This window comes from Agarivorans sp. QJM3NY_29 (assembly GCF_050870835.2).
In the GTDB taxonomy this organism is placed as follows: domain Bacteria; phylum Pseudomonadota; class Gammaproteobacteria; order Enterobacterales; family Celerinatantimonadaceae; genus Agarivorans.
The window spans coordinates 447,760-473,233 of record NZ_CP194036.2 but is presented as its reverse complement, the minus strand read 5'-3'; the positions used below and the strand labels follow the sequence as shown (position 1 = coordinate 473,233).

The 25,474-nt window shown below is 45.2% G+C and carries 23 protein-coding genes; 2 read left to right on the top strand and 21 right to left on the bottom strand.

Going from position 1 to position 25,474, the window contains the following annotated elements:
• Positions 1-69: 69 nt before the first annotated feature.
• The 17 genes from ACRRS0_RS02155 to ACRRS0_RS02075 form a co-directional block, all read right to left on the bottom strand.
• Entirely contained in the window at positions 70-252 is a 183-nt protein-coding gene (locus ACRRS0_RS02155; RefSeq protein WP_432454844.1) for a hypothetical protein, read from the bottom strand.
• Positions 253-312: 60 nt separating this feature from the next.
• On the bottom strand, positions 313-687 hold the full coding sequence (locus tag ACRRS0_RS02150) for a hypothetical protein (RefSeq protein ID WP_432454845.1): 375 nt from the start codon (positions 685-687) through the stop codon (positions 313-315).
• Between the two features lie 383 nt (positions 688-1,070).
• Positions 1,071-1,379 (bottom strand): helix-turn-helix domain-containing protein, encoded by a 309-nt coding sequence (locus ACRRS0_RS02145; RefSeq protein ID WP_050922162.1) that lies wholly within the window; start codon positions 1,377-1,379, stop codon positions 1,071-1,073.
• The gene (locus ACRRS0_RS02140) at positions 1,369-1,758 is read right to left on the bottom strand and encodes a type II toxin-antitoxin system RelE/ParE family toxin (protein ID WP_102559024.1); all 390 of its coding nucleotides are present in this window, start codon (positions 1,756-1,758) and stop codon (positions 1,369-1,371) included. Before ACRRS0_RS02140 ends, ACRRS0_RS02145 begins: the two co-directional genes overlap by 11 nt.
• Positions 1,759-2,028: 270 nt before the next feature.
• The gene (locus ACRRS0_RS02135; protein WP_432454846.1) at positions 2,029-2,328 is read right to left on the bottom strand and encodes a hypothetical protein; all 300 of its coding nucleotides are present in this window, start codon (positions 2,326-2,328) and stop codon (positions 2,029-2,031) included.
• 1,035 nt (positions 2,329-3,363) lie between these two features.
• Positions 3,364-4,407, bottom strand: a complete 1,044-nt coding sequence (locus ACRRS0_RS02130) for a TniQ family protein (protein WP_439022897.1) — start codon at positions 4,405-4,407, stop codon at positions 3,364-3,366.
• A gap of 55 nt (positions 4,408-4,462) precedes the next feature.
• Positions 4,463-5,365, bottom strand: a complete 903-nt coding sequence (locus ACRRS0_RS02125; protein ID WP_432454848.1) for a TniB family NTP-binding protein — start codon at positions 5,363-5,365, stop codon at positions 4,463-4,465.
• On the bottom strand, positions 5,358-7,256 hold the full coding sequence (locus ACRRS0_RS02120) for a Mu transposase C-terminal domain-containing protein (RefSeq protein WP_432454849.1): 1,899 nt from the start codon (positions 7,254-7,256) through the stop codon (positions 5,358-5,360). The genes ACRRS0_RS02125 and ACRRS0_RS02120 overlap by 8 nt, the downstream gene beginning before the upstream one ends.
• A gap of 4 nt (positions 7,257-7,260) precedes the next feature.
• Positions 7,261-7,917 carry a heteromeric transposase endonuclease subunit TnsA gene (locus tag ACRRS0_RS02115; RefSeq protein WP_432454850.1) on the bottom strand — a complete coding sequence of 219 codons (657 nt, stop codon included), beginning with the start codon at positions 7,915-7,917 and terminating at the stop codon, positions 7,261-7,263.
• A 106-nt stretch (positions 7,918-8,023) separates the two neighbouring features.
• Positions 8,024-8,911: a YifB family Mg chelatase-like AAA ATPase gene (locus ACRRS0_RS02110; protein WP_432454851.1), complete on the bottom strand. Its 888-nt coding sequence runs from the start codon at positions 8,909-8,911 to the stop codon at positions 8,024-8,026.
• A 419-nt stretch (positions 8,912-9,330) separates the two neighbouring features.
• Positions 9,331-9,912 carry a DUF1566 domain-containing protein gene (locus ACRRS0_RS02105; protein ID WP_432454852.1) on the bottom strand — a complete coding sequence of 194 codons (582 nt, stop codon included), beginning with the start codon at positions 9,910-9,912 and terminating at the stop codon, positions 9,331-9,333.
• Positions 9,912-11,357 (bottom strand): Lcl domain-containing protein, encoded by a 1,446-nt coding sequence (locus ACRRS0_RS02100; RefSeq protein WP_432454853.1) that lies wholly within the window; start codon positions 11,355-11,357, stop codon positions 9,912-9,914. The genes ACRRS0_RS02105 and ACRRS0_RS02100 overlap by 1 nt, the downstream gene beginning before the upstream one ends.
• A 4-nt stretch (positions 11,358-11,361) precedes the next feature.
• Positions 11,362-13,656: a proprotein convertase P-domain-containing protein gene (locus tag ACRRS0_RS02095; RefSeq protein ID WP_432454854.1), complete on the bottom strand. Its 2,295-nt coding sequence runs from the start codon at positions 13,654-13,656 to the stop codon at positions 11,362-11,364.
• A 9-nt stretch (positions 13,657-13,665) separates the two neighbouring features.
• Positions 13,666-15,801 (bottom strand): TonB-dependent hemoglobin/transferrin/lactoferrin family receptor, encoded by a 2,136-nt coding sequence (locus tag ACRRS0_RS02090; RefSeq protein WP_432454855.1) that lies wholly within the window; start codon positions 15,799-15,801, stop codon positions 13,666-13,668.
• Complete coding sequence (locus tag ACRRS0_RS02085) at positions 15,802-17,805, bottom strand: prolyl oligopeptidase family serine peptidase (RefSeq protein ID WP_432454856.1); 2,004 nt, start codon at positions 17,803-17,805, stop codon at positions 15,802-15,804.
• Between the two features lie 382 nt (positions 17,806-18,187).
• A complete protein-coding gene (locus ACRRS0_RS02080) occupies positions 18,188-18,604 on the bottom strand; it encodes a CBS domain-containing protein (protein WP_432454857.1) in 417 nt (138 codons plus the stop codon).
• Between the two features lie 280 nt (positions 18,605-18,884).
• Positions 18,885-20,252: an aspartate aminotransferase family protein gene (locus ACRRS0_RS02075; RefSeq protein WP_432454858.1), complete on the bottom strand. Its 1,368-nt coding sequence runs from the start codon at positions 20,250-20,252 to the stop codon at positions 18,885-18,887.
• 212 nt (positions 20,253-20,464) lie between these two features.
• Between ACRRS0_RS02075 and ACRRS0_RS02070 the strand changes: the two genes are divergently transcribed.
• Positions 20,465-21,199 (top strand): sulfite exporter TauE/SafE family protein, encoded by a 735-nt coding sequence (locus ACRRS0_RS02070; RefSeq protein WP_432454859.1) that lies wholly within the window; start codon positions 20,465-20,467, stop codon positions 21,197-21,199.
• A 79-nt stretch (positions 21,200-21,278) separates the two neighbouring features.
• Here ACRRS0_RS02070 and yghU read toward each other — a convergent pair whose 3' ends face one another.
• The gene (gene yghU, locus ACRRS0_RS02065; protein ID WP_432454860.1) at positions 21,279-22,133 is read right to left on the bottom strand and encodes a glutathione-dependent disulfide-bond oxidoreductase; all 855 of its coding nucleotides are present in this window, start codon (positions 22,131-22,133) and stop codon (positions 21,279-21,281) included.
• 411 nt (positions 22,134-22,544) lie between these two features.
• Between yghU and ACRRS0_RS02060 the strand changes: the two genes are divergently transcribed.
• Entirely contained in the window at positions 22,545-22,706 is a 162-nt protein-coding gene (locus tag ACRRS0_RS02060) for a hypothetical protein (protein WP_432454861.1), read from the top strand.
• Between the two features lie 307 nt (positions 22,707-23,013).
• On the opposite strand, the gene ACRRS0_RS02055 is transcribed toward ACRRS0_RS02060, so the two are convergent.
• The 3 genes from ACRRS0_RS02055 to ACRRS0_RS02045 form a co-directional block, all read right to left on the bottom strand.
• A complete protein-coding gene (locus ACRRS0_RS02055; RefSeq protein WP_432454862.1) occupies positions 23,014-23,280 on the bottom strand; it encodes a SemiSWEET transporter in 267 nt (88 codons plus the stop codon).
• Positions 23,281-23,661: 381 nt separating this feature from the next.
• Positions 23,662-24,615: an ABC transporter permease subunit gene (locus ACRRS0_RS02050; protein WP_432454863.1), complete on the bottom strand. Its 954-nt coding sequence runs from the start codon at positions 24,613-24,615 to the stop codon at positions 23,662-23,664.
• A gap of 10 nt (positions 24,616-24,625) precedes the next feature.
• On the bottom strand, positions 24,626-25,465 hold the full coding sequence (locus tag ACRRS0_RS02045; RefSeq protein ID WP_432454864.1) for a taurine ABC transporter ATP-binding protein: 840 nt from the start codon (positions 25,463-25,465) through the stop codon (positions 24,626-24,628).
• Positions 25,466-25,474: the final 9 nt, after the last annotated feature.

Here is a 25,474-nt window from a genome sequence, read left to right as displayed (position 1 = left end):
GCTGGGAAGTCCATTGACGACCTATATAGCAAGGTGATAACTCTCCGTATACAGCCATCTATGTTCCCTCTATATTTCGTTGTATTCAGATTTGATGCGTTTAGCTATCGCTTTAAGCTCAAACTCGACTTCAAAAAGATAGTTATTATCACGACGATTAATTACTGGCGAGCGCTCCAAGTTGCGGTTCAGTATCTTTGCAGCTAGCAATAACAACCGCGCTTCATAGTGTTTTTTAAACCAGTTTTTCATCGTGACAATTTTCCCTCTGTCTGTAGAAGGGCGGCGAACCGCCCAATGTTAGTCAATTAGTTAGCTACCACAAAGGAAGCCATTAACCTGTTTAAATAAGCGTCTTTGTGCTCTCTCATAAGTGGTACTGGTAACAGTGGCTTCTTTTATTGCACGCTTCTCTTCCATCATTTTCGCCACTGCTGTAAGCAAAGTAGGTTCACCAATACAAGGTAGGCTTGCTCTTTTCGCATAAAGAGCGTTAACTTTTGCTTTCTGCTCTCTCCACTCATTTAGCTGCGGATAATAAACGTCTTGTCTATTACTGAACTCTGGCGTTCCTGATGCATCCATCATCCATTGTGCTGTTTTCTCTAACTTAGAGCCCAAGGAAGTAAGTTGCTCTTCCTCCGTTTTTAATTGACTAGTAATTGAGTTGATAGTTGCGTCTGTCATAGCTACTTACCGTTGCTTGCCTAACCGATAAGTAAATTATAAGCACATGCGCTTATAAGCACAAATGTTTATTTTGTGTTTTTTAAAATTACTTTCTTTGAAGTGGCTTTATAGATCTCACCAGTTTCTAAGTGGACACTGTGAGTTTTCTTCCAGCGTGTAAGCTCTTGGGGCAGTATGTGAGGGTTGTCCTTAATAAACTCGGCTAGTGCGCCTCTGTGCGTCCCGTATCGAGTTTCAATGTATTCAGTTAATGTCATCTCTATATACTTACAATTAAACCAGTCTTAAATATAAACAAACATGCTTATAAACACAACCGTTAATAAAAAACCACTTCGTAGTGAAGTGGTTTTTAAACTATCGGCATACGTGAATAACGACTATATAACTGCCGCTATACCTTTCTCATCAATAATATTCAAAAGACGCAATGCAGCCCCTTGAGGTTTAGTTTTACCTTGTTCCCACTTTTGAACGCTTTCGCTACTCATATTAAGCACAGTGGCTAAAACAGCTTGGCTTATATGCTCACGCTTCCTCAACTTCTGAATTCTGGCTGCGGTCATCTCTTCACGCTTAGCACTCATAGCCAAGGCATCAATTTTACGCATGGTTAACTGATCAATTGAGCCGTTGGCATTAAAGCGCTTCGCCATTGCTTGCATTCTTTCTAAACGATCATCCATCATTTCTAACCTCTCTTAGCAGACCATCTAAGATGTTTTGTTCAATCTGTTCATCGGTTAAGCTACGGAAGCTTTCACCAAGTAACTTGTAGGTTTCCAATAGCTTATCTGGTATTTCTTTACCTTTTTTTGGGACGTCTTTCTTTCGCCAACCATCTATAAAGAATACCCGATTACCTTTTTGAATAGCTATAACACTTCGGTTTGACTCTCGTTTACCTTGACCTGGTGACGGAACTCGCTTTTTATATAATTTTCCGCTTTGTAGCTCACCATCATGCAAACCATTGTTAAGCTCATTTGCCACCTTTACGATAATTTCATTATCTAATCTGGCTTTAATCATCAGTTTTTCAAATTCGTCAGTGACATAAATCTTCACTATTTCCACCTCCAAAGTGTAGTAGAGAATACCATAGTTTCAATTTTGACAACAACTTCAAAATGCCAGATCCGCAATAGCTAACATACTTACTGTATCTGTTTCGATTAGTCTTAAGGTTGTTTCAAGAGTTTTATTGCCAAGCATCAAATGGATAGTAGGGACATCCACACCATGACGTTTAAGCCTTACAGCAAACGTACGTCTACCACTTAGAATACTAGGCTGCTCAATGCCTGAATCGGATAGTAGTCGTTTGATATGCTCATTTTAAGCATTGCAATGATAAGTTGTGTTACCTTTTTCTGTAGTTCTACGCTTGATTTTAAAGTGGTCGCCATTTTTTCGTTTGAAGAACGGCTCATCTTCATCAAAACCGTTGTATAGGTCGGGATGATCACCATCTTTTTTACGCTTCTCGATGTAGCTTTTGATTAGGTTTTGCAACTTAATGTTGGACAGGTAAAAGTCTCGGCTCACTTCGCCTTTGACAGTAAAACACTTTGCCAGTTGTCCGTTCTTCTTAACAATATCTCTAACCTGTACGCGACAAATTTCTAGCGTACTCATACCACTACCGAGAAAGAACCCCATTAAACAAGCGTTAAGCTCTGGCTCTGGTGTCTGTATAATGACTTTAAAGATCCAAGTTTGTCTTTGTCCTCGATGAGCATTGGTAGCGCCATGTGTGTAATTTCCTGTTTTACATGAAAAAACACACACGCTAACAGTGGATAGTTTAGAAATCAGTGATCTAAGTACTTGTGTTGTTAAGTTTGAGGGAAAACGCAGTATGACACTTTAATACTCATCATTAGCGTGATGTCGGCTCGGTAATAGCAGTCAGTATGAATCTTAAATTATGTTCACATCGATTCTAATAACGGGATAAACAGAGTTGCTTATCTTTTTAGTATGAAACTTTATTCCTCTCCTACAATTGGGTAGGAGTGATGTTGATTTACGCACCAAAAACCAGCCTTAACGACCATTCATCTACTGATATTCTGGTTGCTCCTATTCCAGAGGAAGATAAGTAAAAAAACAAGGAGACAGATGCCTCATTTTTCTTTGTTAAACCTCATCTAGGGCTTTCTTTGCCACCCAATAAGAAAGATTAGTCAAAAGATTTGTCTGCACCTTAGTGAGCTCTACCACTCCCCTAGGGTTTTCAAAGAATGTGCCGTAGTGAGGGAAATCTTCTAGCCCTTCCTGATTGCCAATCAATCGCTTCTTCTTCGTTATCAACTTAGCAAGGTCTTTGTCTTTTAGTTTTCGCTCCCAAGCAGAGCTTCGGCAGTTATATACCCAGGTGATTTCGACCTCATGACCTGCTTCGACCTAACCATGGACATGAATAAAGTTAGTTGAGTCTAGTGACATAGGCAAATAAGTGGGTCAAAAGAACAGAGTGCATTAGGATATGGAGTCAGGTTTCCCTAACCTGTAGTTGATAAGAAAATTTAACCAGGAACGTTTTGGGTGGCTGTACGCCTCCAGTACTAGAAGTAATCCGAAGAGTCAGAATTCATGGATTCATCAAGATAATCTGGGAGCGAACGAATAGGTTGAATATCATCGAGCCCTTTAGGTGCTTTTTCATCATCATTTCGCATAGCTGCTCCAATATTCCTTAGTTATTTTCTTTACGGCTTGAGAATCTTTGTATCCCATAAAACGATTCACTCTAGATATGCTTATTTTGATTCTTCTAGCTCTCATCACCTTAATCGCGCAAATTACACTTTGATTCGACGGCTCAATATTAGGTCTATAAAGTTGTGGTTTTACGGCCTTGGAAAACCAGTAAGGAACATTGCCATTATTGGTCTTCTCCATTGATGTCATCGACGAATAATTAAGCGCTTTGTTCCTACAAAATTCTAGGAACAAGTCAGGCCAAGATGAAAAAGCGTTTCCAATCTCAGCAAGAGCCAAGTAGCGCGCATCGATAGGTAAGCAATCAACATCGTTTAGTACTCCGTGATTTCGGGTTTCTTGATGTCTTTCAATCAGCAAACGCATCAAGTGCTTTATCACAATGAAATATGAGAACGAGTACACCCAATGGCGGCCATCCAACGACACGTAACCTTTGTCTAAAGTATCGAGGAAAACTTTAGTTGCACTTAGGACGCCCTTCTTTGCACGAGAACAAGGAGCTGTTCGAAGATCGTTTCCACAACTGTGACAAGCTGAAAATTCTCCGTTGTATACCTTAAACTTATCCTTAGAATCATTCGCGTTAACCATAACTGGAGCCCCGCATTTATGGCAGCAATCAAGTAAACGACATTGATGCTGATAACAAACAGTCACAAATGATATACGCCAACTCTTGCGATAATAAGGAATACCTTCTCTTAAGCAGACAGGACAATATTGTTGAAAAAGCAAGTGATGCCGAGTTTCTCCTGCCCGGAGTAAGTTACACTTGTGTTCAGCGCTTTCAAACAACCAACCGGCATAGCTACCTAGGGTAGTATTCCAAGCTAGCTCTAGCGGAGTATGCATATAACCAGCAACATCCTTCAGAGCTTCCATTTTTATTGAACTGTCAATGTGCTTAGTGAAGGCCTTAATTTGAGGACAAGTCTGCAATACGAATCCTGATAATTTTCGACCATTACACCTTGCCGCCCTAGTCATCCACGAGGAAAACACTTCGTCAGAAAGTGGCTGGGGATGGGCAGGCCATGGCTTCCTATCCATTTTGTAAACGTCTCTTAGAAGCTGCATCCCAATCTATAGAAGATAATAATTCTAGATCTATTTTCTCGTTGCCTGTCTTAATAGCTTGCACCGAAGCAGCAGCCAATAGTTCAGATAGTTCCCCAAGCAATCCCTCGCTCATTAAAAGTAGTTTTTGTGCAATTGGTCGACTCGATAACCCTGAAGCGAATTTAAGTGGAAACATACACTCAAAGCTGGCTAATAATCGCCTATAATCATCACCGTATTCCCAGCGTGGCAATAAAGAAGGTTTGAAACGGTTATCCAATTGAGGATCTGTTTTAATAGCTCTAAGTGCATCCTTTGTGCCTAGGCCAACGATTGGGATTTTCAGTTCGTTTCCAAGGTTTCTCATCACACTCAAGAACACCCTTTGCTTTTCCAAGCTACCAGCTAAAAGAGAATGAATTTCATCAATCATCAACATTCTTACATTGCAGTAACGCATTAATTGAATTACCTGAAAGTGCTTTTTTTCTGTTGAGTCTGATGGTCGATAAGGCGCAAACATTTTCTCCAGAATATTGCTGTACAGCCTTGACTCACTGGGAACAGGAGGAGCTTGGATAAAGAGAACTGGAATCACAACACCTTCCCCATCCTCTCGCTCATACGCAGGGTTCATGTCTACGAAGCGCTCTGCAATCATCGTCTTTCCGGTATTACTTTCACCGACGATCAGCATGTTTGGCATCCTATGCCTCTTCGGATAAGTTTGCAGATCTTCGAGCTTACCAATAAGACTTTTTGCTTTAGGATAACCAATCCATTTGGGCGACAAGATGTACTCGATGCGCGCCTCATCACTACACCCCATGTAAGCCCGAGCAGCTTCGTTTAAATGCAAATAAAGTTTACAATTAGTACTACTCATATCGGCTCACATCTAACATTTCATCAAAAGGAAGAATAGGCTTATCGTCATCTGACTCATAGGGTTCTGCTTCTAGGGGTTCAGAGACAGGTAACTTGTCTTTTAACTTCGAGCTAATTGCCTTTGCTTTTGCTGATTTCCGCTTTTGCACCGCTCGACGTACTTTTTTAGTAGTAGCTACAGCATTAGACTCTATTATTCGCATTTTCTCGATAGCATCAAAGATGGCATCTTCATCCACGGTACTAAGGCCTTCTTCTTTTATCTGCTCCCGAGCAGCGTTAAACTCCCATTTAGTAACTACTGGGAAAGATGTATTTCTATATGGGATGGGGTAGTACATCTCTAATTGAGGATCAAAAAACCAGATCTGACTGATATCGCGGGGATCTCTTCTGAACACAAACTTCCGCTTTCGTTTACTGTTTCCCTCTTCAGTGGCATTTATCCAAACACGCAACACATCATGGTTGTAATATACGTGGTCAATTTGAACACCGTACGATTGGATAGTGCGTTCTTCAAATGGGAGAAAGTTCAGCCTAAGCGTCTCTTCATCGGTGATGCGAGCGGGTAAGCCAACACCTTTAGTTGTCTTACTCCCAAGAATTCCTTCTTCATATTTAGCCAAAGGAGTACAGTTAATGCCTGTATGAAAACTATTATGGTAGGTTTGGACAATAAGAAGCCCCAACCATTGCTCAAATTCCTTCAAGGTCAATGCTGATTCTTTGTCAGAATCATAGCCTTCACGGTCAGAGATGTTGGAGAAAGTTGCACCAGGAAGAGCATGAATCTTTTTCGCAAACGTACCCAGCAATCTTTCTACATGCGCACCAAAATGCGGGCGTGCTACAGGCCTCCATTCCAAGACAACTCCATACTGGTCGCATGCTAGTTGTAGCATTCTCCCACGAAACTCCTTTGCATTGTCAGCATGGACCGTTCTAGGTAAACCCCAACACGGCCAAGTGGCATCAACGTCATTCTCAGCAAGCCAAGTGTCTTTAGGCAATATTGCATTCGATAGGCATGCACCAACACTGGCTGCCCCAGGCGGATCAAACGACACATAGAAACCAACAACCATTCTGCTGTAAACATCAATTGCTAAGGTGATCCAAGGGCGAAGGAGTGGCAATCGATGAACATCATCAACAAGAACAATGTCCAAAAGGGTGTGATCTATCTGAATTACAGAGAGAGGATATTCCGCATGAGGAAATTCTCCCTTATTTATGTGCAGTAACTGATGTGCTTTCTTAGAGCCAAAACGCCTGCGGATTTTTAACTCATCAGAGAGTTGATTAACCCTATTTCGAATGGTATTTACGTGAGGACAGCTCTGATTTGCATTTCTACATTGTCGACGAATCTCAGTATATAGATTCGTGATAGATTTACGCTGCTTTGACAGGTAGTCACTTTCAATACAATCCATTACGATTGCTTCAACTTCTTTTGATAGCTTCTTTGATCCCATATCACTTCGAGCTTTTGGAGCTAAACTGGAAAGAACCCCCTCTGACTCATAAAGCTTAAGCCACTTGTAGATTGTATTGCGATGTAACTTATGAGCTGAAGCTATAGCCTCAACATCGTCGCGAGTCCTATGTGACTTGTGTACAAGTGGCCGAATGATTTCCATACGTTTTTGGGCAATCTGCCAGTCTTTATCTGGCAAAGCATCAACCGCATGATTCTTCACTGGAGTTGAACTTTGAGGAGCGGAACTCAATTCTGAAATTCTAAGTCGTTTCACTTCACCTGTGGCAGGGCACTCACCCAAGACATAATTCAAGTCAACAATTCGTAGGATAATAAACTCTCGATTCTCATGATAAACCGAGCTTCCCTGTTGGTATGTGTAACCACGATTTCGCTGCTTCACGTGACTACCTCCTTAACCAGATATCTGCAGACATCGTGAGTGGAACGTTTAGATCTGTACAAATTCGCCGAGAAGCAATTAGGCCCCATAGAGTTGGCACTAACTCCGCTTGAGCCCAGCGATCGTTAAATATCGACTTCAGCAACGCCTCAATGGAGCACTGCCGCAACTTAACGAGACCGTGCAACAAAAGCTCCGTATACTCTTCGCTAGCACTTGACCTAAGATAAGGAAGAAGAAAACGTGCATTTTCCATATATATCGTACGGATTTCCACTTCAGTTATAAGCTTAAAGCGCCACCCCATAGACTTAGCATGACCAACCGCAGCCAAAAACTTCGGTTTATACTCCACCCAGTTTGTCTTTATGTCGTTTCGGTACTTAACCTCGAATAAGACTCCATCCTTACGCGAAAACATGCACCCCCCTGGCCTATATTGAGCAAAAACATCTGGTACATACTTTCGGCCCTTGCCATCTGCATCATTCCAATTAACAGTCACCGGCTGAACATCGTAAGACAACACATTTGAATCAAAATCGAGCAGCGTAAGCAAATCACGTTCAAGAGTAGATTCAAAGAAAGGCTTCTCAGCTTTGTCGGAACTAGCAAGGCCAGTAAGGTTACGATAGTTCTTGGGGATATTCCTCACCGACATAATCAAATCCAATAGCCATTAACGTTGTAGAGATAAAGCCAGTACATCATAGCGATATATTACATTACATATCAAAGATGTAGATATAGCCTAATTGGATTAATTATTACGCTAAAGCAATGGAGATGTCACGAGGATTGGAACCGCCACCCACCAAGGCGACCATCGAGGCACTATGATGAGGGCTGCGAAACGGCGGAACATACCATTGCCCCAATTCGCGCTGCTGAGAGCTTACCGAAGCAATCGCCGCCACTTCAATCGCCTGCTGCTCAGTTAAGCGAGGCAAAATACCCGGCAAGCGACTGGCTAACATGGTTTTTCCGGTCCCTGGGGGACCCAGCATCAACAAATTGTGTGCTCCCGCGGCGGCCAATTCGAGTGCGCGCTTGGCCAGATGCTGGCCCTGTACCTCGCTCATGTCTAATAAATTATTGGCTTGACTCGGTTCTTCAGAACTGGCCATTTGCAGCACAAAGGCCTGTTGGCCATTCAGCGTGGCACTCAAGGCTTGCAAACTGGCACTGGCATGTACCTTGGAATCCGGCACTCGCGCTGCCGCTTGCGCGTCTTGTTCTCCGGTCACCAACGTGAACCCTTGCTCACTCATCGATAGCGCGGTGGCAATCGCTCCGCTCACAGGGCGGATCGCCCCCGATAACGCCAACTCACCACAAAAGGCCATTTCGTCGAGGCAGGCTAAAGGAACTTCGGCCGCGGCGGCTAAAATACCAATGGCAATCGGCAAGTCGAAACGACCGCCACTTTTCGGCACATCAGCTGGCGCTAAGTTAACGGTAATTCTCTTAGCAGGAAATGAAAAGCCGCTATTTAATATCGCACTACGCACTCGATCTTTAGCTTCTTTGACCGAAGTTTCCGGTAAACCAACAATATTAAACGCCGGTAAGCCGTTGGCTAAATGCACTTCTACCGTGACATCTAGAGCCTCCATCCCCAATAAGGCACAAGTACGTACAATCGCTAATCCCATAAACATCCCAACGCTATTAACTAGTTACATAGTAGACGTATTTATCGGTGACTGTCCTTGAAGCATCTCATAATTTAAAAAAACGAAGGAGATCTTGGTACGTTGTCGGCCTGATAAGACTATCCTGAGGCATCTCATAATTAAAAAAACGAAGGGGATCTTGGTACGTTGTCGGCCTGATAAGACTATCCTGAGGCATCTCATAATTAAAAAAACGAAGGGGATCTTGGTACGTTGTCGGCCTGATAAAAGTGCGCCCTCAAAACAGGCATAGCCACTTTGAATGATTAAGCCTCGAAAGATATTGTCACAAGGCGTAGAAGGAGCGATACGCCGCGGATAAAAGCCGCTACCATATGCTTTCCCACATAAAAAATCCCCAGCAAAAGCCGAGGATTGATTCATCGCACTTGATCAAATCAGTTATCGCTCACCAACAATACACTGCCTTGAATCACAGTCGGGCCGAATGAAATAATCTCGGCATTACGGACATCAAATGTGAAAATTTCACTCGAAAGCTGAACATGAGTGTTACTCCAAACATAGGCTCTAATATCACCAGCACCATAGCTTTCCTGATTGGTTGAATAAGGAAAAGCGTTGGCGAAGGCTTTTCCATTTAAAGCAGGGTTCCGGCATGAACGTTCAGCCAAAGTAACCAATTCTTTAATATTGGGCATGCGCCAATTCGCTTTATCAGCGAAATGATATAGGGCATGATTTGGGCTGTTATTAATCGCCTGTACATCATTCAAGGCAGCCTGCCAAAACATTGCTTGTCCTTCTCCCTCACAGCGCTGTTCGGTGCTGCTCCAGGTTTTTCCCAGCGGGCAGCGCATCCAAGTTAAACCGGTACTTCGATCACTCACAGTTCCATTCGCATTAAATTGATAGCGGACATTGGGCGCTGTTTTCGACATCGTTGAAGAACATTCTTGAGCCGCCATTCCAAGCATAGGCACCAACAGCAGTAATACACCAAGTTGCAAGCATCTCATTAGTTTGACTCCACTTTTGATACTAATCGAATAGGTAATTGATAAGACGTCCAAAGATCGGGTTCGGTCTGATCACTGTAAATAGCAACTGGATAGGTCGTTCCTCGATAAATACCGCGAGTCATTGCGGCTAAAATATAGCGACTGCCCGGAATTTTGATATCTTCATACTCGGTAAAGAATTCATCAGAAGTCCAAACTTCCCCCGCAGCGAGGTCACTGGCAATACTTTGTCGCGGAAAGTAAGCACGCGTCAGCCCATAAACATCACCCAATTCATCCTGCTCTGATTCGCCAAAATCAATTAAGTCATAAAATTCAGCAAATTTGGGTAAACGCCAATGCTCTAAGCCACAAACCTTCTGCTCATTTAAATACTCAACATAATCTTCAGTTGAGCAAATACCATCCTCACAGCTAATGGCCGCTAAATCTTCACTGTAAGGTTCAAAGGTACCTCTCACTTGGTAAACAAATAGTCGATCCTTAAATTGAGGTGAGGATGGCTCATCCGTTTTGTTCTCCCATATCAAGCCGCTGCGTTCGTCTCTCACACAAGACCAATGTACTGCAGTCGATGGTAAAGCCGCACCATTCTCATCTAACTTAGTAAAATGAAATCCGTCATTGAGACTATCATGACCAAAATCAGCATCTTGACCGGGATAATCAACTGGAGCATTTGTGGTATCACCACCATCGCTGAAATAGGTCTGCAGCCCGGTATCATTAAGATCTTGCTGACGGGTGCCGTAACTCAACTCTGCAAGTAATTGAGATACCGCATTATCTGACGGAGCACCCGCCAATAGCAGGGCTTGATAATCCGACAAATTGGAACTCAATACCCCAAGCTGCGTGTCAGGTTGCGACTTATCCATGGCAGAAATCACCAGCAATAAGTTTTGCTCTAATTGTGCATACTCGCTATCACTTCCTTCATTAAGCAACTCATCCGTTGCTGAGAGTCCCATCGCATGAAGCTGTTGCTTGACATGCTCGATCGCATCAGACAAGACTGCTCCGCTCGCTACCTTTGCAGCAACGAGAGTGGTGATTGCATTAATCTGATTACCACTCGCTTTTCTTTGTCCAGGCGCGACCAGCAGTGCATTTGCCCCACCACTTTGTGCATTGACCTTGAGCGAATGTGATGTTGCTGTCACCCCTGTATCCAGTTCAACAACCAAAGGCGCGTCTAGAATGGCCTTATTAGTACTGCTAATGGAAAAGCTACCATTACTGCTGATTGCGCTGGGTTCATTCGCGGCACAAAGAAAATCGCCATTCAGATCGGCACAGACCTTTTCGTCCCCCTGCGCAGCCAGCGCAGTGATCGTTCCTGAGACCTGATAAGTGGGAGCACTGATATCGGAGCCTCCGTCCGAGCCACCACATCCGCTTATGAGCAGAACAGCAGCAGCTATAGATAATTTTGTTTGCATAGACTTAAGTTCTTTTATTTGATTTAGATTGAAAAAAATGACGACGCCACAGCAAAACCAATCCAATCACTAGAGAACTCCATGAAACGGCCCCCCCAGCACTTGAAGTATTCGTCGCGTTATCGCCAGCCCCTGTTGAATCGGTCTCGGTGGTACAGTTATATTGTTTGACACGTCCAACGGCCCACTCAAGCAAGTACCCTGTATTTTCTGGCACATAGTCCGTTAACTCTAAGCGCCAAGTGCCAGCCATGCGCTCTGCAGAAAAAGCCTGAATAATCGGATCGTGTTTCGCAACCCAATAAAAAGTTCGCGATGGTGATGAGTAACGAGTCGGCTGCATAAGAATTTGACGTTTCCCCGAAGGTGCAACCAGTGTAATTTCTAAGTCAGAGAACTGACTGTGTTGCAACTTAAGGTAAATACCCAGCTCATCAGCCGCCAAGGCGTCGTCATCGGTAATGATGAAATTGAAACTCTTAAAACCGTAATTCAAGGCACCCGAGTCAGAAAGCGTTGCATCAGGAATCAATGATTGTTGCAGCCTCGTTGGCTGATTGAGTTCGGGGAGCCCAAAAACCAGAGCAGATGAGTGAGACCAATCAAGTGATTTTAGCGTCGTGTCATACTGATAAGATAATTGAGTGTTAAGTTTGAATGACTCGCCACAAGTAGCGGAGTCAGTAAGACTTAGCTCGGTTGAAAGTTGGGTAAATTTATCTGATTGAAGCCGCTGAGAAACCCCAGTAGACGTTTCAATTCTACCCGCGACACTTGCTTCTCTTCCCTGACTAAAAAGACGTATCGCCAAAGGAGCAGTAGGCGTGACGTAGCGACTATCCATTTCTATGCGAAATGGCTCTTTGACTAAACCATGCGCTACAAAGTTATCTTGTAGCAGCGTGTGGTAAACACGTTCTGGATAAAGTTGCTTGGCCACATACAACATGCTTTCCACAAGATCATGCATCTTCATGCCACGGCCCATGCCATACATGGATTCCAGAACTAAACGGTCGACTTCTTCAAAGGCCACCTCACCATAAAGTTCCACCCCTTGTTTTAAGGTTTGAAACAAAGGGCTTGACCAAAGTTCATCCCCCAATTCGCCAGCTACACTCTCGTGAGCACGGTACTCGCTTTGCTCAAAATAACGCGCGCGTTGATTCCACAAACTACGGGTTGAAATTTTATTTCCAAAGTAGCCATCCCAGTTAAACAGTGTATCTATTTCAAAATCACTTCCTTGCTGGTAAAGCTTGCGATAACTATTAGAACCCGCCCAATAGTCCGCAAAGCCTTCCGCCATCGCACCACTGTGCCCATAACCCCAATCTGGAACAATGTGATAATGGATTGCATGACCCAATTCATGCACCACAACATCAGCATCGAGTGCATCTGGTGAGCCACCCCCCAGTCCAAACATCACCGCTTTGGGCCCCATAAAATAACTAGAGTTGTTATCGCCTAAGCCTCTGGCATCAAAACGAATGGGCCCAGAGAAAAGGTTATAACCCAAGGATTCGAGATACTGTATGGATTGATCAAGTTGATAAAAAGCCATCAACTGGGTGAATTGAGGGCTAGCAAACTGCAGCGTCTGTATATCAGCGAGTTGTGAAAATTGGCTGATCTCTTCTTTTGCGAAAAACGAAGCGCTATCGCTTTGAGACCACTCTAAAGTTTGTGGATCCTGCGCTTCTAAGTACTCGGCATCAACCTCTGAGACTCGACTATTAGACAAGTAATATTTGCCACCACTATTTAATAGCTCAACTTGTCGAGTGACCAAATGTGGTGCCAGAGGGTAATCAGAGACCTGCTGCCAAACCTGCTCTGGGGCAGGCAAGCGATCCATGGTTCGTAGATCCGGATCGACAACCTCAATATTAGCCTCAACAATAACGCCAGAATCCAGAGCCGGTGGCGCATCGGCTTTCAAACGCCGAGCGTGCTCCAGTTCGCCCGCCACTGAGGCAACGCCATCACGCAAAATCGTATCATCTAAACTTTTAAAAACTCTCTGGACTAAGCCTGAATGATCACTATGCACCACGATAGTTCGCTGGGGTTTATATTCCCCATCCAGCGTGATGTTAAAATTATACTGATGGCCCAAGCGACTTTCGCTCTGATAACGGAGGCTAAGCTTACCAATCGTTGGATAATGGGACTCTACATAACGTTTCGCTTCTTGCTGATCAAGCACCACGTTATTGCTTGCTGGATAATCCCACTGGCCGCCCAAAGCACCAAGAGGCGTTCCAAATAACACCAGAAATATTAACCGTTTCATACTCTCTCCTTAAAATACATAGCGCGCATTGACGGTAAAATAGCGCCCAGGCTGAGTGGAATATTTGGTCTGCGAAACGCCTACACCAGCAACATCCTGATAACGGGTATATTCTCGATCGAGTAAATTAATCACATTTAGATTCAGCGAAAGATCTTGACTCAATGCGATCCCAAGCCCGAGATCCAAAGAATACCAAGCCGTTGTTTCTGCACACTGGCTTACGAGGCCGAACGCATTGGAACAGCTCGGAGTCCGATCCATCGCGTCAGCCCAGTTAATCCGGCTGTAAGCGTCAAATATGCCCTGCTCAAAACTCAGCGATAAATTTCCTTCCAGGGGGGTAATGGCACGAACATATTCACCCTCGTCGTTTTTCCCGTTGACCCATCCAACTGCGCCTGACAAGCTCCAAGCTTGATTCAAGGCATATAAAGTAGAGAGCTCGGCACCATATGTATTCACGCCACTGAGGTTTTCATAGCGTTTCTCAAACAATCCGCTAGACGCATTAAAGCCTGCGTCGACAACACTGATGAAATTTTCGAATTGGTTATAGAACACCGCCGCGTACACGCGTAATACGCCATTGTCGAACTTACTTCCAAGTTCAAAGCTATCGCTGGTTTCCGCTTTCAACTCAAAGTTAGGCAATACAACAAAAGGTGTAATCGGCACGAACTCATGACTGATATAGCCGTAGGTTTTGTCGTATTCTGGCGCCCGATAACCGTGCTTATAACTGATATAACTATTTAACTCAGGGGTAAATTGATAGGCGAGCGAAAAACTCGGCGACAGCTCACTACTGCGATTATCTCGAAGGCCATCAAATTGGATCGCTGAACTATCGTCAGCCGTCAACTGATGCGCATCAAAACGCAGTCCAATCATGCTGGTCCATGCATTCAAGGAGATAGAGTCTTGTAGGTACATACCAAGAGAATAACTACGAGCAGGAGCAAAAGGAGTCGATGCAGTGGAAGTCGAACCATTCCAATCAGAACGGGCATCATGAGTAGGACGATCATGATACGCCGTTTCTGCGACGGCACCGTAGACAAGCACATGGCTGAGACTACCGCTGTACAGTTCTTTATTCAGATCAATGGACCATCCCAACAATTGGTCGTTAAACTCACGTTGATCCAACTCACGACGTAGTTCTCTAATCCCGTTATTGTTGCGGTCCATCAGGCGATTTGTATCTTCATCAAATTCGCTGACCCGATAATAAAGCTTGGTCTCTAGGTCATCCATCCACGCCTTGGAGGCTTGGTACTCAGCACCTAGCCATGCGAGATAAGTGGTCGTAGTATCTTGCTCGGTATAATCAACAATGTCCCAAGCCCCATCGGCCTGCACCGATGCAGTGCCCTCGCGGGTATTCATTTGCTCACGGTAAATCTCAGCTTTCGCTTTCAACAACAACTGGTCGCTTACATCATGATGCACGCTATATTCAAAACTAACGCCTTCAAGATCTCGCTGATATAAGTCTTGTTGATAGTTTCGTGTTTCTTCACCGGTCCAATAAGCGCCCGAAATCAGACTACTGGTATCACCGACCCGAAAAGCCAAATTAGAAGCCACTCGATATTTATGACTAATCCCACTATAAGTTGTTGCTATATCAGTATAAAAGTCCTCATCTCCTAAATAGTCTTCCGGACTGTAAGATTTGAGAATAACCACCCCTCCGATTGCACCGGAACCATAGCTGGTTGAGCTCGCCCCTTTTACCACTTGAATTTGTTTTAGCGTGGCGACATCGAAAGAATTTCGTCCAGCGCTGTCATTTAAGTCATCTGCCCCAAATCCATCTGATGTAGCAATACCATCTTTCACAATCGCAACTCGATTCCCCACCATGCCTCGGATAGCAATGTTCTGGGGCCGACCAGCGCCTCCCGTGACGCTAATCCCCGGCTCCTGATTTAGCACATCATATAATTCTGTCGCCCCCGCCTTACGCATATCATCATTGTTAATCACCGCCACGCTGCCAGCCGTTTTTGAAAGATCTTCTTCGTACTTGTTGGCAACCACAACGATGGTTTCTAAGGGGGCGATGTCAGATTCGGCGTGCACAAAGCCAGCAACAATTGCGCTTAACACAATCATGCTTAGTCGAGACGGTTTCATTTACAACTCCGTTTGCTCAGATGGTAGTAAGTAGTGGATCAAAAATGCGTAGTCCATGGCCTGCTGGGCCAACGCCTGGCGCCGGTCCATAGCATGTCCGCTTTGAAAGTCGGTTAATAATAAATAGGGGCCGCGGCCTTGGCTGCGCGCAGCTAACAAAGAAAGGTATTTAGCCCCCTCCCAATACGGTACTCGGCTGTCATGCCAGCCCACTCGCACCATCGTGGCAGGATAATCCAACGCCCCAACGTTATTCACCGGATCATAATCAGCCATAACCGCCAGTTCATTAGCCTGCCTGGGATTACCCCATTCATGATATTGCTGTGCCGTCAAAGGCTGTGAAGCGTCAGACATACTCGCCACCACATCCACAAAAGGCACATTGAGGCTTACCGCTGAAAAGTACTCAGGATGTTGATTAACTGCCGCCGCGATCAGCGTTCCGCCGGCACTGGATCCCATTGCTGCTATTTTCCGTTGTCCTTGTTTAAAACTCTGCAAAGTCTTAGCCGCCGCAACAAAGTCGGCGATACCAGCAGGTTTATTGACCCCTTTACCTGCGGAATGCCATGCCTCTCCGTAATAGCCACCGCCCCGTACGTGAGCAATCGCGTAAATAAAGCCTTTATCCAATAACGAGATGATTTGCGACATAAAATACGGCCGCATCGTAAAACCATAAGCACCATAGCCATATAACAAAACCGGTGATTGCCGATGTAGCATGCTGCTTTTGTAAGCCAGCGTAACTGGGACGCGCACCGAGCCCGACTGAATACTAATTTGCTCCGTTCGGTAGGCTGATTGCTGAAACCCCGGATAGGCATCTTCACTAATCAACGAACGTTGAGCATTACCAATATGAAGACGCTCCCACTTCGCGGGCTGAATCATTGACATACTTCGAATATGGACAATATTGCTGTTAAAATCACCGATGCGACTAATCCAACCAACGGCCCCCTCCGGAGCCATCGCTAAGTGCAGAGGCTCCGCTTTGTCATAGCCAATAATGACTAACTGATCCCGCCCCTGCTCGTGTTCGTGGATCAGGATGCCTGCGGCAAAGAGATAGAAATGCTTCAGTTCTGCTGACGATTTGGGGATATATACGACTTGCCATTGTGATGCACCTAAGGCACTTTGGTATAAACCAAAATTGCCGGTATGGTTGCTGTTAATATAGAGCTTGCCATGCACCACATTAGCGTAATACTCAATACCATTTTGGCGTGGCCGAATAGGCTCTAACAGCGCTCCTGTAACGAGGTTGAGTAGTCGCTGCTCCGACATCACCTCATTATTTAGCTGGATGACCGCATATTCCGGATCACTTGCCACATAGGCTGACAAGATCCACTGAGGATCGGACTCCATCAACTTTAGTTGAGACCGTCCAGTATCAAGAAAGTGCTCGTAGAGAGCCACTCCAGCAGGCTCTGTACTCAGGTGTTCAATCGTATATAAGCGACGACTATCGCGTCCCCATAACAAAGCGGTTTCACTCTTGGTTGCCACTTGCAGAGCCGTCGATTGAGCTAGATTAATCACAACGATACGGTAGTTTTCATCGCCCACGACGTCTTCAGCCAAGGCAAGGTGTTTTCCATCGGGGCTGAGTGACCAATTGGCTAAGCGATAATAATCATGTTTTGCAGCCCGCTGTTCGATATTCAATAATATGCTTTGAGACTGGCTGTTTCGCTTACGCCGAGCAATCACCCGCTCACCATTCAACCAAATTTGATTGAGTTCGTCATCACCTCGAATTAACCAAGGACTTTCAGCTTTAGCTGATGCAGCATTCTGCCACTGCGCGATCAAGGATTGCTGCAAAGGTTTTAAGGGGTTTAGCGTTAGTTGAGCGGAGCGATTTTGTTGTTCAAGGTAGGCTCTAACCGAAGCTTCATTATGAGGTTCAGCTTTTAACCAGGAAAAATCATCAGCAGCATAACTAGAGTGCTCCACTACGACACCGAGCAAAAGCAAAAATACAGACATCCATTTCATACAACAAAATCACGGCAAACCATAAATAGTGGCCGTATTCTGCACCCAAATACAAATGAGATCAATTATCATTTGTATTTGAGTGCAATTTATTGAACTTGTTTATTCACTGAAACTAAAATTTTCAGTGAACTCAAACCTCCGTGTATCCAAATTTTATTTCGGAAAAAGTTCACAAAAATCACTGTTCAAACCGTAAAATTCAATCCTCTAAATACCACATAAAGGTGATTATTCAGTTCGCTGTTATATGATTTTTATAACTATTTATCATGCAGATAGATAACAATCATCGCCATTCAATCATTCGTTTAGACAATTCAAATCAGCGCTAAAAACGAGTTTACCAATGTCCACATAACATTCACGTCTACTATTTCCGATCAACAAAACATTGCTGTTGGTGATGCTGCAGCGCCACTAACACTGCTTTGCGATCGATTAAACCAATTAACTTGCCAGCTTCCACCACCGGATAATTTTTGGGTTTGTTCTCCAGCATTTGCTTGGCCAGATCTAAAACACTTTCAGCAGGGCTCACGCTCAACACATCTCGATTCATGATGTCTTCGACCAACGCACTCTGCTCACAGTAGTAGCCTGCTTGCAGCATTTGCGCCACACAATCCTGCTCGGAAACCCAACCCAATAAATGATTTTGTTCATCTACCACTGGGGCACCGATTTGTTGTGACACAATCAGTTTTTCACTCACATCACTAATGCTTTGTTTCAGCTTTAAACTCAAGAATTGAGTTTTCATATAATTTTTAATAGTTAGGTTTTGCATAAGACCTCCTTGTTTGGCCATTTAAATGACCGATTAGTTCTAACTATAGTTGGCAGGGAGGAGGCTGTGAAATGGCTAATACCTATTAGATTGATAGGTGCGAGGCAATTAAACGTTTGTCGTTCAAGGATATGAGAGCCGCGATCGAAACAAGTTTTTCGCGTAAAGAGCAGTCACACTGCGATAAACAAAGCAAACTAGCACCCTGCTGATAAAACAGCAGCGTGCTTTGGCTCCATCAAGTCACAGGTTTCTGGCCAAAAATGTTCTTGCGACCCAATTATCGGGCAATTTCAGCGAACACTTGATCGAGAGTCGACACGATGAAGTCTGCTTCTTGTTGGCTCAAAGTGAGCACCGGACACAAACACAGGGTATTATTAAAACTTGTGAAGCTACGGTTGGTGCGACCAATGATCAGACCTTTTGCCATGCACATCGCCGCAATTTTTACCGCCACGCTCTCGTCGACCGGAGTTTTCGAATCGCGATCACTGACCAGTTCAATACCCAGTAATAAACCCTTACCCCGCACATCGCCAATGATCCCATGTTTGCTCTGCAAGTGCTTGAGTTGAGCCAGCAAATAGTCGCCCATCACCTTACTGTTATGCACCAATTCTTCTTGCTCAAGAATGCGCATATTTTCTAATGCCGCGGCAGGGCCTGCGGTACAACCGGCAAAGGTACTAATATCGCGAAAATAAGCATCACGATCGCTGCTGTCGGCAATAAACTCATTGAAAACTTGTTCGGTAGTCACGGTGCAGGAAATTGCGGCATAACTCGAGGCAACCCCCTTCGCCAGAGTAACGATGTCAGGTTTGATGCCATAATGCTGATAACCAAACCACTCGCCAGTACGACCTAAACCGCAAACCACTTCATCAATGTGCAGTAATACATCATATTTTTTACAAATTTCCATGATGCTTGGCCAATAACCTTCAGGCGGAGTAATCACCCCACCACCAGCAGTAATCGGCTCTAAAATCACCGCGCCCACGGTATCCGGTCCCTCCCGCAGTATAACTTTTTCAAGCTCTTTGGCGGCCAACACCCCGTAGTCTTTCACCTCGCCAAACTGACTCCGATATTCACAGCAATGCGGAAATTCGACAAAACCAGGTACAAAGGGGCCATATTGCATGCGCCGCTCTTCCTGACCGGTGGCACTTAAGGTTGCAATGGTTGACCCATGGTAATCGCGTTCACGATAAAGGATCTTATGCTTCTTACCGCCATATTTTCGATGGGCTATCTGGCGCACGATCTTAAAGGCTTTTTCGTTAGCCTCAGAACCTGAACTGGCGTAATAAACGCGGCTCATACCGGGCATTTTAGCTAACAGTTTTTCGGCAAATTCAGCTGCTGGGATCGTGCCTGCGGTGCTGGCAAAAAAATTAAGTTGGGTGAGCTGTTGACTAATCGCCTCAGCGATGGAACTACGTCCATAACCTACGTTCACGCACCATACGCCCCCCGCAGAAGCATCTAAGTAGCTATTCCCTTTGGCGTCCCATACGCGCGAACCTTGCCCCTTCACCATGACCATTGGATCTTGAGTTGCTAACACGCTGTGCTGGCTAAGGTGATGCCAAACATGTTGACGATCTTGCTCGATGGCCGCGGCATTAACTAATGACATATCGCTACTCCCTGAGACGAATGACTGACATAAAACATGAACAGACCTTAACTCGGCAACACAGCAATGCTTAGGACCAGCAATTCGAATCCATGGAGCCAGACAAAAAGAACAAATTATTGGGAGCACACTGGCCTAACACTTAGTTTCATTGGCCCTATAGTAAGAACTTCAAAGCAGGCAAACTCAAGCTTTTGCTCTAGGGAGTGAGCATGGACAGTATTGGCTTAATGGTACCGGTGGTCATGCTGGCAGCCTTCGTTCGAGGCTTCACTGGGTTTGGTTTTGCTGCGATCGCCATCATTGGTATGAATCTGTTTTTTACCCCTCAGCAGAGTGTACCTGTGATTTTGTCGCTGGATTTATTGTGCAGTTTGAGCCTGTGGTCTCAGGCGCGACGACAGGCGGATTATTCGAGTTTAAAAAAACTAATGTTCGGCTCTTTACTGGGGATCCCGCTGGGCTTAGGTCTACTGATTTTACTGCCAGCAGAATTGCTCAAACTGTCAATTTGTGTATTCATTTTGCTATTTTCGTTATTCCTTGCCTGCAACATTCGCTTCCCCCACATGGATAAACCCTTAACTGCAGTCCTATTTGGTTTTCTATCCGGTGCAGGCACCGCCAGCGCTTCGGTCGGGGGACCAATGGTGGTGTGTTATATGCTGTCGAGTCCACTCAAACCACAAACACAACGCGCCACCATGATTTTGTTTTTTATCGTGAGCGAGCTGTTATCGGTGCTGGGCTTAATCGTGAGCGGAGTGTTTAATTGGCAGGTACTTAGCCACATAGGCATATTGCTATTACCGACCATGCTGGCCGTAAAGATCGGCCAAACGGCGTTTAATCGTTGGCCGCCACGCAGCTTTAAACATATCGCCCTACCGGTGATGGTGCTAGTCGCCTTACTCGGCATGGGTGCTTCAGTAGAGAAGATATATTAAGGCCGGAACGCGCCGTCGCTTAAGTGTCGCGAAACAAACGGCAACGGCTGCCCCCTCAATAGGGAGCAGCAACGTCTATTTAGCGCTTGCTTAAGGCTTGATCGATGTCTGCCGCACTATGGCGCTCGGCAAGGAATTCACCAGCTTCACCAGACGAACGATTCACAATACGTCCACGTTGAACGGCTTCACGAGCGGCGATGGTTTGCGCCCAAGCAACAACATGGGGATAAGAGCCTACATCTAAAAATTCAGCAGCATCATAAAGTTTGCCCAGTGCCAAGTTGCCGTACCAAGTCCAAATCGCGATATCTGCGATAGTGTATTCTTCACCCGCTATAAATTTATTGTGAGCCAAACGCTTATCCAGCACATCTAACTGACGTTTCGCTTCCATCGAGAAGCGATTGATCGGGTATTCAAACTTCTCTGGCGCATATGCATAAAAGTGTCCAAATCCACCACCTAGATACGGTGCGCTACCTTGCAGCCAGAATAACCAGTTTAAAACTTCCGCTTTAGCCGCTGGCTGTTTGGGCAGCAAGCAGCCAAATTTTTCGGCTAAATAAAGTAAGATGGCGCCCGATTCAAATACTGAAATGGGGGTCTCACCGGAGCGATCCACCAAGGCCGGGATCTTCGAATTAGGATTCACCTCGACAAAACCTGATGAGAACTGATCGCCCTCACCAATGTTAATCAAGTAAGCGTCATACTCAGCTTCCGTCACGCCCAGCGCCAATAGTTCTTCGAGCATAATGGTCACTTTTTGCCCATTTGGCGTTCCCATCGAATACAACTGCAAGGGATGCTCCCCTACCGGTAGGTCCTGTTGATGCCGGGCTCCCGAATCCGGTCGATTCACACTCGCCCACTTACCACCATTTTCATTGTCCATCGTCCAAACTGTTGGAGGGGTATACTGCTCTGCCATCGTGCTTCCTTCTAGTTTATTGTCTAGGATCATTATCGCCAGTTAAAACCTTCTCACTTCATTTTTCCAGCCGTTTTTGATTGGTTTAGTAATTAATTGAAATATATAACTTAAAATGGCGGTTAATCCGCCCTCAAAAATCTAAGCCTTCGCCTCTATATTTCGCTTAGTGCGCGGACAAAGCAAAGCTTGTGTGGCCTGTCTCAAGCATTCAACTTAGATATTTAGAATATATTCACTAAAGGTCTACAATCATTGTAAGTTATGTTTTCTATCAGAAGCGCCTATGAAAAACCTATTCTTCAGTCTGCTAATCAGCTTGCTAATGGCCTGCAGCAGCACAACCATTAAATCACCAAGCCTCGCAAAGCAGAGCCCAAATGCCTCGGTAGTGTAGCGCTACCCGCAGATATGCAAGACCAATTCGAAGTGATTGATGATCAGCAACTGTTAAATCAAGCTTTAGGCAAGCCAAACCAAGGGAAACTGTGTCAGGGACAAGTTTATCGAAGTAAGCTTGCCACTCAAGTCACCGTTTATCGAGCATGGAACAGCACCAACCCCAATAGTTAATTTGGCCAATGGTGGGCGTTTCAGCAACCCTCTGGGGAAATCGCAAAATACCGCGCCGACTATGAGATCTGTTACCAATGGTCCCCGCTCGACAAATTGGTTCGCTGCACTTTAAAGCCGCAGACAAAAGTGGTGGTCGGTAACGGCCAAAGTGCCGAATGCTCGGCCTATTTAAGCTACCCAGTTTCCTCTGAGCAACAAATATATATCGACGATGCCGAGAACTCGTTGCTGGAATGCAATACACTTAATGGTGAATTTAACTGGAAATAATCGACAACCAAGCTCTTCCTGCAATACTTGCGATTTATTTGCCGAAAGAATCTTTCACTTTCAACAACAAAATTGCCGATGCGAGGGTGAAAGTGATGATATTAGCAATAATAATCGGTAAATCTTCGAGTAAAATGCCATAAACCAACCATAAGAAAACGCCTAATACGAACAGCGCATACATACCGAGCGATATCGAACTGGTATCTCTGGTCTTCCAAGTATGGATCACCTGTGGAATGAAAGCACAGGTAGTACAAAATGCAGCGAAATAGCCTAGAATTGTCGAGTCGATAGACATGACGATTTTTAACCTCTTCAATTTATTTTCAAGCTGCACAGTATGCACCTTTTCTTTGAAAAACAAAGTACTAACTCACAAATGTGTCGTTAATATGAAACTGTAAAATTAACTTGAGTTCAGAATAAACACCGCAGCACAAACCGGATATAACTTTATTACGATGCAACGCCCAACGCCCATGGTCAAACTTCAAATACCCACTCAAGAACATTTAATCAAGCAACCGCCTTTCGCTCACAGCTCAATCGATATATCACGCCTAAAAAGCCTCTGGTTGGGGCTGATAATATTTGCCCTTATATTGGTCCCATATATAAAAAAGCCCGGCGAACCGGGCAAACAACATGTCAAAGCTAAATCTTTACGCTACATCAGTATTTAGTTATAACCCTTCCATGGGATCAATTTGCTTTCGAGGAAGCGCATCATCAGATCAAAACAATAGGCAATGATCCCAATCACCACGATGCCAGCAATCACCACGTCGGTCACTAAAAACTCAGATGCGTTCAGCACCATAAAGCCGATACCTCGCTCGGCGGCAACCATTTCTGCAGCCACCAGCGTCGTCCATCCAAAACCAATCGCGATCCGCATACCGGTCATAATATCTGGCAGAGCGCCTTTGGCGATCACTTGCGTCACCACCTGCCAGCGACTTGCCCCCATTGAATAAGCCACTTGAATTTGTTCGATTCGCACCGAACTCACCCCTGAACGAGCACTCAGAACGATTGGTGCCAACATCGCCAGAAAGATCAGCGTGACTTTACTCGCTTCATCAATCCCCAACCAAATGATCACCAGTGGTAAGTAAGCTAAAGGAGGCAGCGGTCGATAAAACTCAATCAAGGGATCAAACATGCCACGAATCACTCGACTACAGCCAATGGCCACCCCAAGTGGGATCCCAATCAAACTGGCTAACAAAAACGCGCCGAAGATCCGACTTAAGCTCGCCCCTAAATGCTCTGCCAGCGTAGCCCCTGCAAAGCCGTCAATTAACACATCCCATAAGCGCGCTAATACGTCGAAAGGGGAAGGTAAAAACATCGGTTTGATCATGCCTGCTTCGGTGACCAAGGCCCACAAGCTAAGACAGAATAAAGTAGAACACAGCGCGATGAGCTTACTGTCTCCAGCACCAGGGGTGCCAAAGTACTCACCACTCGGGACCGCTTTGCTGGCTCCGATTTGCTGTGTGGTATGTAGTACTTTTTGGGCCAGCGGGGTAAGCTGCTTCTGGTGAGCAGGCACCGCAATATAGTCCGCCGACGGGCGTTCCGACTCAGCTTGGTTCAGATGGCTGGCGTCAATGGTATTTGTGGTCATAATCTGCTCCTTAGGCAACGGCTGCTTCATCGCCATGAATAATCGCTAGTACCTGTTCTCGCATGGCAATAAAGGCGGCGCTCGATTTCACCTTGCGGGCATCCCGACAAGCTAAAAATTGTTGATTGAAATCGATTTTAAACTCATGGGTAATTCGCCCGGGACGAGGCGACATCACAATTAAACGCGTCGCCAACAGCAAGGCCTCATCTACGCTATGGGTAATAAAAAACATCATTTTGTTGGTTTCGCGCCATACGTCTAACAACAGTTCTTGCAAAGACTCTCGCGTTAAGGCGTCCAAGGCACCTAAGGGCTCATCGAGTAACAGCATTTCTGGGTTATTGGTCAGCGCTCGGGCGATCCCCACCCGTTGCTGCATCCCGCCGGAAAGCTGATAAACCTTGTGCTGATGAAAATCTTCCAGGCCCACCAATTTTAAATAGCTGGCAGCGCGCTCGCGGCGCTGTTTTTTGTCTACACCTTGCAGTTTTAAGCCAAACTCGGTGTTTTCAATCACATTCAACCACGGCAACAGTGCGTGTTTTTGAAAAACCACACCGCGGTCAGCCCCAGGCCCGACAATTTCATCCCCAATATCCAAACCACAGGCCACCCTGGGATAGCCCTCTATCACACTGTCTCCCAGCGTTAAGTAGCCCTTTGTCGGCGAAATAAAACCAGCGATCAAATTGAGTAAGGTGGTTTTGCCGCACCCCGATGCACCCAGCGCAACCACAAAATCACCTTGCTCAATGTTTAAGTTCACCTCAGATAAGGCGGTAACCGGATCACCGCCTTGGGCTGCAGGATAGACTACCGATACATCGTGAATTTCCAGCGTATTCATTTTAAGTCT

Bases quoted from the DNA above. Each gene is read 5' to 3' on its own strand.
- ACRRS0_RS02045 (WP_432454864.1), bottom strand. From the start codon at position 25,465: ATGAATACGCTGGAAATTCACGATGTATCGGTAGTCTATCCTGCAGCC.
- ACRRS0_RS02130 (WP_439022897.1), bottom strand. From the start codon at position 4,407: ATGACTAGGGCGGCAAGGTGTAATGGTCGAAAATTATCAGGATTCGTA.
- ACRRS0_RS02150 (WP_432454845.1), bottom strand. From the start codon at position 687: ATGACAGACGCAACTATCAACTCAATTACTAGTCAATTAAAAACGGAG.
- ACRRS0_RS02075 (WP_432454858.1), bottom strand. From the start codon at position 20,252: ATGTCATTAGTTAATGCCGCGGCCATCGAGCAAGATCGTCAACATGTT.
- ACRRS0_RS02100 (WP_432454853.1), bottom strand. From the start codon at position 11,357: ATGCAAACAAAATTATCTATAGCTGCTGCTGTTCTGCTCATAAGCGGA.
- ACRRS0_RS02080 (WP_432454857.1), bottom strand. From the start codon at position 18,604: ATGCAAAACCTAACTATTAAAAATTATATGAAAACTCAATTCTTGAGT.
- ACRRS0_RS02095 (WP_432454854.1), bottom strand. From the start codon at position 13,656: ATGAAACGGTTAATATTTCTGGTGTTATTTGGAACGCCTCTTGGTGCT.
- yghU (WP_432454860.1), bottom strand. From the start codon at position 22,133: ATGGCAGAGCAGTATACCCCTCCAACAGTTTGGACGATGGACAATGAA.
- ACRRS0_RS02090 (WP_432454855.1), bottom strand. From the start codon at position 15,801: ATGAAACCGTCTCGACTAAGCATGATTGTGTTAAGCGCAATTGTTGCT.
- ACRRS0_RS02135 (WP_432454846.1), bottom strand. From the start codon at position 2,328: ATGAGTACGCTAGAAATTTGTCGCGTACAGGTTAGAGATATTGTTAAG.
- ACRRS0_RS02115 (WP_432454850.1), bottom strand. From the start codon at position 7,917: ATGTCGGTGAGGAATATCCCCAAGAACTATCGTAACCTTACTGGCCTT.
- ACRRS0_RS02070 (WP_432454859.1), top strand. From the start codon at position 20,465: ATGGACAGTATTGGCTTAATGGTACCGGTGGTCATGCTGGCAGCCTTC.
- ACRRS0_RS02110 (WP_432454851.1), bottom strand. From the start codon at position 8,911: ATGGGATTAGCGATTGTACGTACTTGTGCCTTATTGGGGATGGAGGCT.
- ACRRS0_RS02085 (WP_432454856.1), bottom strand. From the start codon at position 17,805: ATGTCTGTATTTTTGCTTTTGCTCGGTGTCGTAGTGGAGCACTCTAGT.
- ACRRS0_RS02055 (WP_432454862.1), bottom strand. From the start codon at position 23,280: ATGTCTATCGACTCGACAATTCTAGGCTATTTCGCTGCATTTTGTACT.
- ACRRS0_RS02050 (WP_432454863.1), bottom strand. From the start codon at position 24,615: ATGACCACAAATACCATTGACGCCAGCCATCTGAACCAAGCTGAGTCG.
- ACRRS0_RS02145 (WP_050922162.1), bottom strand. From the start codon at position 1,379: ATGATGGATGATCGTTTAGAAAGAATGCAAGCAATGGCGAAGCGCTTT.
- ACRRS0_RS02060 (WP_432454861.1), top strand. From the start codon at position 22,545: ATGCAAGACCAATTCGAAGTGATTGATGATCAGCAACTGTTAAATCAA.
- ACRRS0_RS02125 (WP_432454848.1), bottom strand. From the start codon at position 5,365: ATGAGTAGTACTAATTGTAAACTTTATTTGCATTTAAACGAAGCTGCT.
- ACRRS0_RS02155 (WP_432454844.1), bottom strand. From the start codon at position 252: ATGAAAAACTGGTTTAAAAAACACTATGAAGCGCGGTTGTTATTGCTA.
- ACRRS0_RS02105 (WP_432454852.1), bottom strand. From the start codon at position 9,912: ATGAGATGCTTGCAACTTGGTGTATTACTGCTGTTGGTGCCTATGCTT.